The sequence below is a fragment of the Novipirellula methanifontis genome (genome assembly GCF_052161655.1).
Classification (GTDB): domain Bacteria; phylum Planctomycetota; class Planctomycetia; order Pirellulales; family Pirellulaceae; genus Novipirellula.
Map to the genome: position 1 here is coordinate 6,013,162 of NZ_CP197418.1, position 14,907 is coordinate 6,028,068.

Genomic DNA, 14,907 nt, shown 5'->3' on the forward strand with positions numbered 1-14,907 from the left:
CAAGCTGATGTGCGTTGTAGATTGAATTCCGACGCATCACGTTCTGATTCATTGCAAAAGTTACAGGCTCAGCCTGCTTGCGATTTTGCGTTGATGCCAGCGGGCAACTGAATACTCGTTCCACAAACCGACTGAATTTGCAGCAACGAGCTGTACCTTGCCATTGAAAATTCACTAAAATCTGAAATGCAAAAGCGAGCCTCCAGTGTGGAGCCTCGCCCCCGTAAAGCACGACTCCGAGCCGTGCTTAACTCTTTCGGGCGACTCAGTAGCGTGACTTTGAAGCGACTAACGACGGGCACACTTATCGCCGCAGCATTGGCGTACATGATTTCATATCCCTTCGCCATGCAGTATTGGGGAGTCTACAATATCTGGAATCCGGCCCGGTTTATGGCCCCTGTGCTTGTTTCTGCGGTGCTTTATGCCGTAGCGGGATTCAAAAGATGGCAAATACAAGCGTCGACACGAATGTTGCACATAGTCTTCATTCCTGTCGTAGTGGTTTGTCTATTCCTGAGCTGGGATGCGATTCGCGGCTACGTTGCAATGCAAGACGCACCGCGGTGGATTCTTGGTGACATTAACCTCGTGCTTTGTCTGCTCGCGAGCCTCGGTTGGTGCGCAGTTGCTCGGTTCATTCACCGACGCAAGAGTCGCCAAACTTTTTAGGTTCTGAGGTCAGCGAGGTATGAGCATGATCCCAACCCCATGTTCAACACAGATTTTACGCAGTGGCTCTTCGGGTACACTTTTTCTGTTTGTTCACGCTTCGCTCCGCTGATAGAATCGCTCGTAATTCAAATCTAAACGGCATCGCAACGGCGTTGTCGAAAATCTTTCCATTGTCGGTACGAGGGCCTGTTAATTGTCGGCGATACTCAAAGACATTCTCGCCACCGTCGCCCCTCGCCTTCGCTGTCACGGCTACAAGGGTTCCGGCCAGAACTACCGCCTCGCAAATGAGAACGCGGTTTCAATCGTTAACTTTCAAAAGAGTTCGGGCGGTGAACGGTTTTACGTAAACGTTGGAGTCCAGCCGCTGTTCGTGCCCACGGAAGGTGAATCCACGCCCGACGCCAAGAGAATCAAAGAACCAGAGTGCATTTTCCGCACACGTCTTGATCCTCCTCAGGATGAAATGTTCGGCTGGCCGTATTCGCCCAATCTTGCTGAACAAGTTGCAAAAAAGTTCGATAAGCTCTATTCCGTGTTCGTCGAACCGTTAATGACCATACCAGGGCCGATAACGGAGGCTTCAGTAGACGATTTCGATGAACAATCAGTTCATCCAATGTTGGGAGCGTACCACGCTCGCAATTTCTTGCATTTTGCACGTATCTCGTTGGCTCGCGGAAACAAGGAAAAGGCTGCCGAATTCGCGCGGAAGGCAATTGAGATCTGCCCGGAGCGGGCGACCTCGTTGATTCATAAACTGAATGAAACGTTGGCCAATGCATCTCCTTAGTTTTGTCGTCCGAGACCAATCCACATCCGCGAGGCCTGCCGCGCGGGACGCCTTCGATGTAGTTTCAACGTCGCTCGCGTAATGATATCGAGGTGGAATTTCGATGCTTTTAGCTTCATTCTGGGCGGTGTCATAAAATGCTTTTGTTAGGCGACTTAGGTGCTTGCAGCGCTCGCGGTTCCTATTAGTGTCGATTAGTGCATTTCAGTGTTCCCTCTGCTTTGGCTGCGCCGAACACTAATCCCCACTGATGAACACTAATCTAGATTTGATGTGCCAGAGAACGATCGCTTAACCTCTTCGGTTGAAGGTCAGCGAACTCTGGTGTGGGGTACATCCCGATGCACTCCACAATCCCAGTGGAGGTGCGGCGTCTAAAACAGCTTCCTCACATATTCAGGAGGAGACAGAAAAATGAAGATGCTGTAATTCAGGTATGACAGTATTTCTGTCGCATCCATCCATCTTTCTGTCTATTTACCTTTGCTTGAAACACGGATGGTGGTGTTCATCGCGAAGCGGAGTTTTACCTCGAGAATTTTGCAATTAGAAGTGCCGCGCCGAAGCGGGAAACCGATTAAGATCAGTGATTCCATATCTGCGAGCCTCCACCGTGTCGCCTCGCTCCCCAAAAAAGTATGACGCCCTGTCATGCACATCCACGTTGTCAGGACGAGCATGGACCGATTCGAGATTGCTTGGGAAGCCGCACGTTACAATCCGTTCTATTACCTCGGTTATGTAATCGCTCCTTGTGCCGTAGTCTTAGGTGCTATCACCCGATCCAAGCTCTTGTTCTCGCTGGCGGTGGTCGCCTCAGTCGTCTGCACATTCGTCGTCGTATGTATCGCGATTCAATACAAGTGGGAACTCCGTTCCGCAGCGGCACAGAGTGACGAACAAAGATTGATCGTTGCGATGAGTGATACTGGGAATCTAGCATTCGCCCCTCTTATTGCCAGTTTTCAGGCATTGATGCTGACGGGTGTTTGTATCGTACCGGGGCTTCTTTTACTTCGGTTCCTTCGTCGCAAGCGTTCAATGCCCTGAGTCCTCTGCAGTCGCTTTGGCAACGGCGAAATTCGCTGATACAATGGCTCGTTACAGAGAGTCATTCACTTCGTTCACGGTGGTGACGGCCTTGTTCCCCAGTGCACGATCTACAAACGATGAGCTACACAGTCGGTCTTCTTGTTGAGTCGCCATTACCTGACGACGCCACTGCGTTTGAGCAATTCAACGCCCTGGCAGAGGCGAGTGACGTTAACGAAAAACCACACCCGACGTTCGTGGCGGTGCACGCCGAATTGACCTCTCGATTCCCTTGCATTTGTGACCTTCCCGATGACCAAATCGATGACGGCGTTTGGAGCGATGGGCCGCTGATCAATAATTTCGGTGCGAGCCAGGCTGTGATTGGATTCATGTTCCCGCATGTGAATACCGTTCTGCCATTGGTGATCGAGATCGCTCATAAGCACGGTATTACTGTGTTCGATTGGCAAACCGAGACCGTCCATCGACCTGGCGAGATGGTCCTAACCGTCGAGGGTGATGCCGAATCGCGAAATCCAACGTCGGAGCAATTGGATGCGACCATCGAAAGATTGACGCCCAAAGGTGGACCAGGCTTTGCCGTCCTGGAATCGACGCGAGGCTATGTGCAAGCGGCGGGCGGTAATGGACTTTTTACTGTCGAGTGGCGTGAGGGCCGGAGTGCTGATTTTCAGCATTTTGTGGCGGGCAAGGACGGCGACTCCCAAACCGACGTCGAGATACCGACGAACGGCTTTGAAGTGTCCGTGAAAGCGAACGAGTGCTTGAATCTACAAGACGTCAAGTCTCTGTTCCAGACGTTCCTTGCCGGTGGCAACCGCCCCGGCAATTTTGTTTGGCGTGATGTGACCGAGCGATTCGTTTGAGCTTGTGTTCCGCAATATTCGGTGCTAGTCGAACGCTCGTTGAGCTGTTAGCCGAGTGATTTGACGGCTTCGATCACTTTGGAGTCATGGCCGTCGACTTTGACGCGTTTCCAAACCTTCGCGACTTTACCTTCGGCGTCAATCAAATAGGTAGACCGCTGGATCCCCAACGACTTTTTGCCGTACATGTTCTTTTCTCGCCATGCACCGTACTTCTCGGAGATTGCGTGATTTGCATCGACCAAAAGCGGAAATGGCAACGAATATTTCTCGCGAAATTGGGTATGGCTCTCGGCATCATCCGGGCTGACGCCATACAACCTGACACCCAACTTTTCCAACTCGCTGTATTGATCACGAAAATTACACGCCTCCTTCGTACAGCCCGGCGTGTCATCACGAGGGTAGAAATAAAGCACAACCGGTTTGCCCTTCAAATCGGCCAATTTTACCTTGTTGCCAGCGTCGTCTTTCAGTGTGAACGCAGGGGCTTTGGTTCCAGCTTCAATCCAATCAGCCATTTTCGATTTGCTCCGTTTGCAGGTCGTCGTTTCAATACACCGCACACCATAATCGGTTTCGCCGCAGGTTCCCATAGTCCTAAGGAGCAAGCGAGAAATAGGTGCCCCGTTTCGGGTAGGGCCGGTTCCGAACGGCCGTCCTTGACGCCTCGATGGAGTCGGCCGGTAGTAACCGCCCCTACGCACTTGGCATATTGAATTCGGATATGATTGTGCAGGCAGGCCGAAGTGATTCAGTGTAAGTTGATTTGTTTCCATCCCGTTTATAAAGCGGTTAGCGATGAAGCGACGGCGTTTGTCGCGAGCCCGTTAGTTTTTGCAGGAAGCAGGCCCGCGGCTAGTGCCGTCGGCTCACAAGAATTGACGAAATGTTAGTTTGTTTGGCACTACCGCCACGTTCCGCCTCTGCGATCCCCCCTTTACTCGCCCACCCGAAATTTGGAAACCCACATGACGCCTGGATTGAACGACGAGCAGCTTGCTCTCTACGACCACGATGGTTTTCATCTCGCTAAACAACTGTTCGATCGTGAAGAGATCGAATTGCTTCGTCGCTCGGCTAAGGAAGACAAACAGTTGGACGACCATTCGTTTGGCCGTGGGGATGGCGAAGGAGGTACGGTGCGGTTGTCGCTTTGGAATCATCCCGGTCACGGAATTTATGGTGCATTCGCCAGATGCGAACGATTAGTTCATGCCGCCGAGCAAATCTTGCGAGACGAACCGTATCACTATCATTCAAAAATGATCATGAAAGATGCTCGCGTCGGCGGAGCCTGGGCATGGCATCAAGATTATGGCTATTGGTACGGCAACGGAGTGCTAACGCCAAACTTGGTCAGCTGCTTTGTCGCGGTCGACCCATCGACTCGCGAAAATGGATGTTTGCAAGTGATTCGCGGTTCGCATCTTTGCGGCCGAATTCATCACAAGTTGACGGGCGAACAAGCCGGCGCGGACCTGGAGCGCGTCAGCGAAATTGCTAAACGTTTCGAACATTTGCATGTCGAAATGGACCCTGGCGATGTCCTGTTTTTTCACTCCAACCTACTGCACCGAAGTGACCAAAACGCAAGCGACCATCCACGTTGGTCGATGATTTGTTGCTATAACGCCAAGAGCAACGATCCGTACAAAGAATCGCATCACCCGCGTTACACGCCGCTGGACCGATTGCCCGACTCGGCGATCAAACAGATCGGGGCTCAGCGATTCAGCGGAGATCAAGCCGAGATGGCGTGGTTGGATCCGAAACGCGAAGCGTCCGCCCGTCGATTGGAGGAAGACGCTTAGGAAGGAATGTCGTTGATCGCTCCGCGATCATTACGTTTCGATCACAGAGCGATCAACGATACTATTACGTAATGATCGCGGAGCGATCAACGACATTTAAAGCGATTGCCAATGAACATCTCGGACGACCTCGATTATTTACCGACGATGCCGTCACGCCGTGATGTGCCCATTGGCTGTATCGGCAGCGGTTTCATCATGTCCGATTGTCATTTAGTCGCCTATCGCCAAGCAGGGTTCAACCCGATTGCGATCAGTTCACGGCGAATGGAACGAGCGCAACAAGTTGCTGATCAACACCAAATCGGATCGGCTTACGATTCCTATCAACGGATGCTCGAGGACACGCGGATCGAAGTGGTGGATATTGCGGTTCCACCCGACGTCCAGCTGGACATCGTCCGAGACGTCGTTCGTCATTCGCACATTCGAGGTATTCTGGCGCAGAAACCGATTGCGGGAAACTATACGGATTCGCAACAAATTGTGCAGTTATGTGCCGACGCTGGTATCACCCTGTGCGTGAACCAGAACATGCGATACGACCAATCGGTTCGTGCTTGTAAATCCGCGATCGATCGTGGGATGATGGGCGAACCGGTGCTCGCGACGATCGACATGCGAGCGATTCCTCACTGGATGCCTTGGCAATCGCGTCAGGGCTGGATGACTTGCCGGATCATGTCCATTCACCATCTCGATACGATGCGTTATTGGTTTGGAGAACCCGAGCGAGTCTTTGCCAGTTTTCGAACCGATCCAAGGACCGAATTCACGCACGTCGATGGCATCGGACTGTACATTTTGGAGTACGCAAGCGGATTGCGGTGCATGATTTGCGACGATGTTTGGGCGGGACCGGCTCGCGAAGGAGCTGCCGAGGACCTTGGGATCCGCTGGCGAGTCGAAGGCACCGAGGGGATGGCACGCGGTACGATTGGATGGCCTCGTTATCCCAAACGAGAGCCCAGTACGATCGATCTTACGACCACCGAATTGCAGCAATGGCACCGTCCGCGATGGGATGAGGTCTGGTTTCCCGACGCGTTTGCCGGTCCAATGGCCGAGTTGCTCGTTGCGTTGGAGTCAGGAACTGAACCGGCAATGAACGGAGTCGAGAATTTGCGGACCATGGCATTGGTCGATGCATGTTATCAATCTGCAGCCGAGCATCGTGCGATTTCGTTGTCGACGACATGATAGAATTAAGGCAGGGCGTCGCACGACGTGATCTCCCACTTTCGTCCCATCGACTTGAAACGGTTTGATCATTTCTAACTCGTCCATCAATCCGTACGAACCCCCACGTAGCGATCCTGCGGTCGAAAATCCGTTGGCGCTTGGGGATGTATTGCAAACATCCGAGCGGCTCGAGTTTCAGACCGAATTAACTCGTGGGGATATTCGCGGTGGCATTGCTCGAACCAACATTCGCACCGATTTGGTTAGCATGCGGACGTTGGCTTCGATTGTCATCTTCTTTTGCATTTACATTGGTTTTCTCAGCCTGGTTGCGTCTCCCAATTCAACCGTCGCGTTGCTGTTATCGATTCCGATCGTCATTACCGCGGCGTTATTGCTGGTTCGCTATCGGGCGATTAGCCGTGCTGTGAACTTGAATACTCATCGCTGTGGTCCCATTCACGGGTACATTGATCGCGACCAGATGGTGATTGTGCACGCAGACCAAACGCGTTGGATGAAAATGGAACACTTGGTCAGCGTCGGCCGCAGTCGAAACGCCTTGACGCTCTGTTTCGACGCGACCCAGATGCAATTCGACGTGCTGCCGTTACGTGCGTTCGCCGACCGTAACCGCGCCGTGTTGCTTGCCCAGCGGTTGAGTGAACTGCGTCCTCCCTGTCCAATCCAGCTCATCGACCCGCGACGTCAAGTGCTGGCGGACGACGTCCCTGTTTGCAGCCCGGCAGAGAACGCGGCTTTTTTTGCTGGCGGGATCTATGCCGACGACATCCAAGACACCGTGCTGGGGCGAAAGTGGCGACGAGGGCTGCTGCGATTTACGTTGCTGTTTGGCTTATTCGCGATCAGTCTGATTCTAGGTTGGTTCTATTTTGTGGGGTTCACTAGGTTCGGGATCGTCGTGGGATTGGTGTTGCTGTTCGTGCTCAGCAAACCGGCTCGTTCCGTGATCAAGGCCCGCCGGGCGACGCTCAGCAACACGGAACCGTTATTGATGTCGTCAGGGTGGTTCGATGCTGCTGGGCAATTCAGCATGGCGACCACCGGGCAATCCAAAGCCAATTGGACGCTGTTCGACGCGTCTGAGATCACCGAACGCATGATTCTGTTAAAGATCAAAGGTTGCGACATGTACCATCTGGTCTCGCGAGGCCAATGCAGTGACGACGCGGCGTGGCAAGCCGCCTGCAATTTTGTCAAACAATATGGACCGCGGCCGGTCCAATAGCGGGTTAATAACAGGGCGAACCGCCCGGCCACGACCGCGGCAAAGCTAGGGCTGACGCGCAGCCACCATACCCAGTACCATACAAGAGTCAAGATTCGGGTCCGCATTGGAAGTGTCATCGAATGAACCAAATTGCATTAAGATTGCTCATTTCGCTCGTTTTGTCGTGGTCGTGGGCCGTTTCCTCGTCAGCCCAAACCGATCCGGCAACCGATCCAACCGCGGAAAAACCTGCCTCCCCCCCAGACACCACCCCGCTGGCGTCGCCCGATTCAAAACCGCTGTCGTATTGGATCGAGCAACTTAGTAACGACCAGTTTCACCGCCGGAAACTCGCCACACAAAAGCTGATCGATGCGGGGCCCGATTCGGTCACATTGTTAGTAGGCGCGATGTCGGCAGGCGATCTGGAAACGGTCGATCGAGCCGTCCACGCGCTCAGTGCAATCGCGCTCAAACAGGCTCCGAACGAAGAAGATGGAGCATTGGGCGAATTGCGGACGTTGAGTGTCCACGCTGCCGGAAGCCAAGCGTCATTAGCCAAAGCGGCGGTCGAAGAAATCCACGAAGTCCGAGCCACGCAGGCTCAGGAGGCACTCGGCCGCGCCGGGGTCATCATCGGCGTCGATAACTTCTTGGTCCGCGCCATCAGCACGCCACAAATGGTGGTTCAAATCGACGAGAATTGGTCCGGCGATATCGAATCGCTGAAGTGGCTGCGATGGGTGCGAGCGATCGAGTTTGCTCGCGTTAAAGGGCCCGCGGTGCGAACCGATGTATTGGAACAACTGGTCACGATGCCTGATCTGAACACGATCGCGGTGGTCGAAGGCCAAGTCGATGCCAAAACACTTCGTCCCTTGCAAGAAATGAAACATGTCAGTTCGATGGAGTTTCGCTATGTGCCGTTGACTCCGGAACTGGGTGACGAAATCGTAAAAATCCCGATGCGAATCTCGCTCAATCTGATGGGCACCGGGATCAGCAAAGAAAAGGTCGAAGAGATGCGTCAACAGCTTCCTGGGTTGACGATCGATCATCGTCAGGGAGGCTTTCTCGGTGTTAGCTGTATCAACGGATTTGATGTTTGCCGCATCAACGAAGTCATCCCAGGATCGGCTGCCGAGACGTCGGGATTACAACGCGGTGACGAAATTGTTCAAATCGATAAAACCGAAATTGGAAAGTTCGAGGACCTGCAGAATGCCATTAACCAAAAGGTTCCAGGCGACGAAGTGGAAGTGAAATTCCGTCGTGGCGATGCCCTCGAATCGGTGAAGCTAAAGCTTGGGAAGTTAAATCAGCGGTGACGTCCAAACCAAAGTCAAAAGCTAAGCTAGACACGAAAACAACATCCAAGTCGAAGCCACAACGCCCCAAAGCCGATCCTCCGCCGCATGATCCGGTCTGGGAACAATCGGCTTGGCGAAGTCGTACACGGTCGCGATTACTCGATTGGTTTGCATCGAACCACCGTGTGCTGCCTTGGCGATCAGACCCTCAGCCGTATCACGTCTGGGTCAGCGAGATCATGTTGCAACAAACTCAAGTTGCGACGGTGATTCCCTACTACGAACGCTTTCTGAAACAGTTTCCCACGGTTGCAGCGCTCGCCGCCGCAGACGAGTCGTCGCTGCTGTCCCACTGGGAAGGACTCGGGTATTACCGCCGCGCGCGGTCGATGCACGCGGCTGCAAAGCAGATTTGCGAACAGCACGACGCGGTCTTTCCCACGACGTTCGACGACGTACTCAATTTGCCTGGCATCGGTCGCTACACTGCGGGCGCGATCATGTCGATTTCTCAAGGCCAATCGTTTCCGGTGCTCGAGGGAAATACACAGCGTGTCTTCAGCCGCTGGGTCGCTATGCAAGGCGTCCTTTCAGAGAAGCCGACTCTCGATCTACTTTGGCAAATTGCCGAAGCGATGTTGCCCAAAAAAGGTGGAGCCGGCGGCGACGCCGCGACGGACCGTGGGCCGGGAATCTTTAACCAAGCGGCGATGGAACTTGGTGCACTCATTTGCACACCACGATCCCCCAAGTGCGATCAATGTCCGGTGCGAGCAAGTTGCTGTGCACGGAAACGTGGCATTCAAGAAACGATTCCCGGCAAAGTCAAGAAAATCGACTACGAGGATCGCACGGAGTTTGCCTTTGTGATCGCAAACCGAGACCAGTCTCAATTTCTGGTTCGACCGATTCCGACGGGAGAGCGTTGGGCCGGGCTCTGGGATTTCCCTCGTTTGACCACCGGCGAAATCGAAAATGAATCGGTGGCCGCGGCACAGTTACACGACACATTATCGACGCCTATTTCGGTCGGCGATCCGTTGATGTCGATGAAGCATGCCGTGACGAAGTACCGAATTCGGTTAAACGTTTTCCGAGCCAACGTTGCCAACGGATCGACTCGCCGATGGAAGCCGCCCGCACCTTGGAAATTTGCAACGCTTGCGGAGATCGACGAACTTCCGATGAGCGTGACGGGCAGAAAAATCGCCAAGGAATTGAGCAAGTGTCGCTGATCGCTCCGCGATCTTGGCGTTTTAATGCTCTTGTAGCCACGCTCGCCAGAGCGTGGATTTCCGCTACTCTCGCGAGCTGACGTACGACGATTCGGCTAAGTTTCCTCTTTCGATTCTAACCAATTTGCTTCATGTAATCGGGAACGACTCCAATGAAACATTGACAGTGGTTGCAAACCGAAACGTCGGTGTTGACCTGGCGGCTGCATCTTGGACACGGACGCTGGGGCGGTTGTTGTTTTGCAGTAGGCGTTTCGGACAGCGGTGCCAAGTCGCCGAGAATCCGCATCACACCTGTATCGGAAAGTGCGTCCTTCGCTTGTGGCACAACCACTTCGCCACGACATTTTGGGCATGGCAACGTGCGTCCTCGCAAGTGAGTGCCAGCTTTCAGGCGGTGACCGGCCTGACATTGAACGTGCACGAATTCCATTTCCGCAACCTTTCTATTTGGGTGTAACTTAGACGGCTCTACGGAAGGGGGCTTCCGCAGATGACTGTGTGAGGCAGGATTTCGATGATGGTCTCGACTTAACAATAGAACCCCAAAGCGAGCCTCAGGTTTCGAACTATTTCTGCTGGGGCTTGGTTTGCGGAGACTTTTAAGTTTGCGTTGTTTTCCGGGGCCGGGGCGGCGGCTATGGAAGTCCACGCCACTCAGGCAGCTCTGCAGAAGGGTGAGGCAGCCACACTAATAATCGAACCACACCCCGACGCCGATGTATTCTTCGCGGCGAGTGAAAAACTCGTACTGGCTGGTGGGGCCTTCGGCGTATTGCAGTCCGACGCGGAATCGACGGTGCGATTCAGGGCCTTGAAACGCCCAGCCCAATTGAATTGTTGGCGAGATATCATAGTCGACTGCCTCGCGAAAATTTAAGTTGACCGCCGCAAAGGGGGCTCCGGTGCGAAACGATTTCGCAATCGGCGTGTACTCGATTCCGGTTTGGTATTGGTAACGTTTTGCTCCGCCCGACGTGGAAAACGCATTCGCCATTTCTCCGTACAGTTGAATCGATTCGGTCGCGGCGTAGCGAAGCCCCAGTACCCATGACTCTGTTACATAATTGGTACGCTGAAACAGCGGATTGCGCACCATGTATTCGTCACCGACATGCGAACTGATGTGAAAGTACCCGAACTTCATCGCCCAACGTCCTTCGGCCGCGGTGATCTCGGTGCCAAAGCGAAAATCCATCGATTCAACGTCTTCGGCATGGTGCAGATCCAATCGCGTCGCAACCGCACCTTCTAAATCCCACTGGAACCCGCGAGGATTTTTGGCACCCGGCGTTCCATAGCGAATTAATCCAACTCGGCCTCCTAACGTCGCGTCCCAGAACACTCCGTTGTTAGTATCGTTGTAGATCACGGTCGAAATTCGGGGCTCGTGCGGTCCCGCCAAATACGAATGCCACAGCAATCCATCGGGCAGCACGTACCAGTCGCGAGCACCGGAGTTCGCACGGTTGTGCCCGCCACCTGCGGCGACATATTCAAACTCTCCCAATTCTTTGCAGATTGTGTCACACTCGATTTCGGTCTGGTGCAATACCGAATCGATGTCATCAATCACACTGGGGAACTCAGAGTGAAAATCGCTTCGAGTGGCTTCAGGCAAACTCACAATGTCATCGGCATGCAACGTAGCCGACAAGACTATGAAACCGATGCATCCGCAAAGCAATAAAAACGCTCGTCTGGTACCACGGACCATGCTAATGCAATACTCCGTCTGCGCGTCTGCCAACCTTTGCCACGGGTACGTTGATCTTCCGTCCCATATAGACACGTTTATGAACTCCACTGGCGATAAGTTCGTGCGTCCTGGCGACGGCGTCTCTCGATTCCTCAAGATGTTCTTTGTCGGTAACGACGACCACCTCGTGCGACTTTGCAACAAAAGCAGCAAACTCATTTTTCCATTCCAGCGGAAAGTAGACCACCCTTTCGACTGGCAATTGCAGTGAGGCAGCGTGAGCGTGTTCGCCATAGAACACCGCGACTGCGTCGGGGTGTTGCTCTAAAATGCTGGCGGTCTTGCTGTACAACGAACGTTGCGTTGCCGCAGCGGGAATGAATCGCGAGGTGGTGTATCCCAGCAGCAACATGGCCACGATGGCGGTTCCCGCCCAACTTCGAGATGAAAACGCAAACTCTCGATTCCATACGACGCACGTTCCGATAAATACGATCATGCAAAGCGAACCAAACAGGATCGTTGTCAGATCGACATGACCACCAAGCTTGATGTCGGCAATCACGACCGACAAACCCGTTGCCAGCAAAATCATGTTGGCCCGTTGGGGAAAGGGTTTCAAATAGGTGGTGATGCCACTGGATCGTTCGGGCCGCAAGACGGTTTGATCGATCATTCTGCCGAGCATCAATGCCATCAACGGGATCGCAGGCAAAATGTAAGTGGGCAGCTTGCAACTGGCGATAGAAAAGAACAACAAGATCCAAACCGCACTGCAAAACAGGAAACCCAGATCCTTTGATCTCAGCACACGAGTCGACTCTTTGCGACTGACCAGATAAACCGCCAACGACGGCAACAACAACGAAGCGGGGAACATCCCGACGAATATCACTGGCAGATAGAACCAGAACGATTCCTCGTGATTCGAGCCTTGCGTGAATCGCTTGAAATTGTGCTCCCAAAAGAAGTAGTCGCCAAACTCGGGATTGAATTTCCAAACCGCGACGTACCAGGGAACACAAACGACGATAATAGGCAGCACAAAGGCAGTCCAGTGCAATAGCCGAGTGCGTGTGTGATCGCGTCGCAGCCATCCGCTAGTAATCAGTGGCGGCGCGCACAAGATCAACGCCACTGGGCCTTTCGTCAGCACGCCTAACGCACATGCCATTCCGGAAATCATCCACCAGACCCAACGATGTTGCGTGTCGCGAACTGCGATGTGTCCGGTCAAGAAACAAACGGTCACGAAGAAGGCCAACAACGAATCCAGAATCAGAAAACGACCCGCGATCACAAATCCGCCACATAACAGCAATGCAACGGAGCCCAGCCAAGCGGCACGGCTGCCGATGATGCGTCGACCGAGCAGAAAGGCGGCCAGCACCGTTGCGATCGACGCCAGCACCGAGGGCAATCTCGCAGCCGTTTCATTGTTTCCAAGCCATTGAAAACTGGCCGCGGTTAACCAATACATCAGCGGTGGTTTATCTAGATACGCTTTGCCATTGAGCGTCGGTGTCACCCAGTCGCGAGAATCGTTCATCTCGATCGCGATTTGTGCGTAACGGGTCTCGTCGGGATCGATCAACGGATACGACAGATTTGGCATCAACACGACAAAACACGCGAGCGTCAGGATCAACGCAGCGATCATTTCTTGCCGCGGCGTCCATTGGCTCTCCGACGTTGCTTCGTCGTGAGTGGCGATCGGAAACAGGGTTTCGTTCCACCACTTTCGCAAGTTGTTTTTGATTTTCTTAACCATGATTTCTATACCGGCGAATAAATCGTTTTACGCATCATCGCGATGCTCAGAAGGACAAAAATAGCATTGGCGATCCAAACGCCACACGCCGCGATTCGGCCATCTTTGGCCATATCAAGCGTCAACGCAAAAATCGGATAATAGACCAACAACGTCGGCAAAAAGACGATCCCAAAGGTGGTCATCGTATCAGCTGTCTTCAATCGAATTGCCAACGGCACACCGACCATCGCCAACGCAAAGCAAGTGAACCCGCTGGCCCAACGCCGGTGCATCTCGGCATCGAGTCGTTGCAGACGTTTACGTCCATCGCGGACAGCGTCATGGTGCGCCATGGCGGTCACGCCAACGATCTCGTGAACACGCCCCGTCAAAATATTGATTCCGGTTTCAACCGCGATTGAACTTTCTCGTCGCACAATTTCTCGGGACTGTTTCGACGTCGCGATCGGCAAATCGCTCATCGGCATATGCGATGGATTGGCCGTCAATACGTCGTAGGGTGGTTCGGTGCGTAGCGGGACCGTATGGACGAACGTATCGGGGAAATGAAACGAAGCTTTGCCCTCGATCGTTGCCGTTCCTTCGGTGACGCTTAACGTCAAACCTTTCTCCTCGTCGTTGTAACGCAGCACTGCCGTTTTCGCGTTGATCGAAATCGATTCCTGATTCGGTCGACGAATTCCGATCACCGGTTCAACCAAATTGCGACCGTCGACATCGCGGACCGACAAACTCAAATCGCCGTGCTGAAAACTTCGTTCACGTTGTAGCACGCCATACGCAACGTTTTCGACCGACGACATCAGGACATGTTGAATGCCATTAAAACCCCAAGTGAACGCCGTGTTGATCAACCCCACTGTCGCAAGGCTCAGTAGCGTGGCGATCCCAACCGCGGGCCAAATCGCCGCGAGAGGCGAAATCCCAACCGATTGCAACGTCGTGAACTCGTTATCCGCCGACATCCGTCCATATACACAACACACACTAAATAACGCCGTTCCGGGTACCGCCAGCGACAATGCATTTGGCATCGCGTAGGGAATTAGTCGCAAAACACCAATCACGCCTAATCCTTGGGACAACGCTTCGCGGGCGACACCGATTAGCATCACCATCAACGTCATCACAAAAAGGGACAGGCCAAACATCACCAAAATGTCGCGTGCAATACCAAGCTGGATTCTCGTTAACATGGGGCTTCCTCCCGGTGTGAGGTGGCGACCGTGCGTCCCTCTGCTTGTTCCAACATCTCTATCATCTGGCGAATCG

The 14,907-nt window shown here is 53.4% G+C and carries 13 protein-coding genes; 8 read left to right on the top strand and 5 right to left on the bottom strand.

Features of this window, described 5'->3' with window-relative positions; genetic code table 11:
- Window positions 1-868 precede the first annotated feature (868 nt).
- The 3 genes from SH528x_RS21670 (at window position 869) to SH528x_RS21680 (ending at window position 3,390) form a co-directional block, all read left to right on the top strand.
- Entirely contained in the window at window positions 869-1,468 is a 600-nt protein-coding gene (locus tag SH528x_RS21670) for a DUF4304 domain-containing protein (protein ID WP_442505543.1), read from the top strand.
- Between the two features lie 678 nt (window positions 1,469-2,146).
- On the top strand, window positions 2,147-2,518 hold the full coding sequence (locus SH528x_RS21675) for a hypothetical protein (RefSeq protein WP_442505544.1): 372 nt from the start codon (window positions 2,147-2,149) through the stop codon (window positions 2,516-2,518).
- 119 nt (window positions 2,519-2,637) lie between these two features.
- Window positions 2,638-3,390: a hypothetical protein gene (locus tag SH528x_RS21680; protein WP_442505545.1), complete on the top strand. Its 753-nt coding sequence runs from the start codon at window positions 2,638-2,640 to the stop codon at window positions 3,388-3,390.
- A 47-nt stretch (window positions 3,391-3,437) separates the two neighbouring features.
- Here the strand turns inward: SH528x_RS21680 and bcp are convergent, their stop codons facing one another.
- Window positions 3,438-3,911, bottom strand: coding sequence for a thioredoxin-dependent thiol peroxidase (bcp, locus tag SH528x_RS21685; protein ID WP_442505546.1), 474 nt, complete (start codon window positions 3,909-3,911; stop codon window positions 3,438-3,440).
- 450 nt (window positions 3,912-4,361) lie between these two features.
- Between bcp and SH528x_RS21690 the strand changes: the two genes are divergently transcribed.
- The 5 genes from SH528x_RS21690 to mutY all read left to right on the top strand — a co-directional run bounded on the left by SH528x_RS21690 (window position 4,362) and on the right by mutY (window position 10,162).
- Window positions 4,362-5,204 (top strand): phytanoyl-CoA dioxygenase family protein, encoded by an 843-nt coding sequence (locus SH528x_RS21690; RefSeq protein ID WP_442505547.1) that lies wholly within the window; start codon window positions 4,362-4,364, stop codon window positions 5,202-5,204.
- A gap of 111 nt (window positions 5,205-5,315) precedes the next feature.
- Window positions 5,316-6,404 (top strand): Gfo/Idh/MocA family protein, encoded by a 1,089-nt coding sequence (locus SH528x_RS21695; RefSeq protein WP_442505548.1) that lies wholly within the window; start codon window positions 5,316-5,318, stop codon window positions 6,402-6,404.
- Between the two features lie 64 nt (window positions 6,405-6,468).
- On the top strand, window positions 6,469-7,635 hold the full coding sequence (locus tag SH528x_RS21700; protein WP_442505549.1) for a hypothetical protein: 1,167 nt from the start codon (window positions 6,469-6,471) through the stop codon (window positions 7,633-7,635).
- Window positions 7,636-7,757: 122 nt separating this feature from the next.
- A complete protein-coding gene (locus tag SH528x_RS21705; protein WP_442505550.1) occupies window positions 7,758-8,945 on the top strand; it encodes a PDZ domain-containing protein in 1,188 nt (395 codons plus the stop codon).
- Window positions 8,942-10,162: an A/G-specific adenine glycosylase gene (gene mutY / locus SH528x_RS21710; protein ID WP_442505551.1), complete on the top strand. Its 1,221-nt coding sequence runs from the start codon at window positions 8,942-8,944 to the stop codon at window positions 10,160-10,162. Before SH528x_RS21705 ends, mutY begins: the two co-directional genes overlap by 4 nt.
- Before the next feature lie 115 nt (window positions 10,163-10,277).
- Here the strand turns inward: mutY and SH528x_RS21715 are convergent, their stop codons facing one another.
- The 4 genes from SH528x_RS21715 to SH528x_RS21730 form a co-directional block, all read right to left on the bottom strand.
- Complete coding sequence (locus SH528x_RS21715; protein WP_442505552.1) at window positions 10,278-10,595, bottom strand: ATP-binding protein; 318 nt, start codon at window positions 10,593-10,595, stop codon at window positions 10,278-10,280.
- Window positions 10,596-10,853: 258 nt separating this feature from the next.
- A complete protein-coding gene (locus SH528x_RS21720) occupies window positions 10,854-11,789 on the bottom strand; it encodes a DUF1207 domain-containing protein (protein ID WP_442505553.1) in 936 nt (311 codons plus the stop codon).
- A 91-nt stretch (window positions 11,790-11,880) separates the two neighbouring features.
- Complete coding sequence (locus tag SH528x_RS21725) at window positions 11,881-13,632, bottom strand: ArnT family glycosyltransferase (RefSeq protein ID WP_442505554.1); 1,752 nt, start codon at window positions 13,630-13,632, stop codon at window positions 11,881-11,883.
- A 5-nt stretch (window positions 13,633-13,637) separates the two neighbouring features.
- Entirely contained in the window at window positions 13,638-14,831 is a 1,194-nt protein-coding gene (locus SH528x_RS21730; protein WP_442505555.1) for an LptF/LptG family permease, read from the bottom strand.
- Window positions 14,832-14,907: the final 76 nt, after the last annotated feature.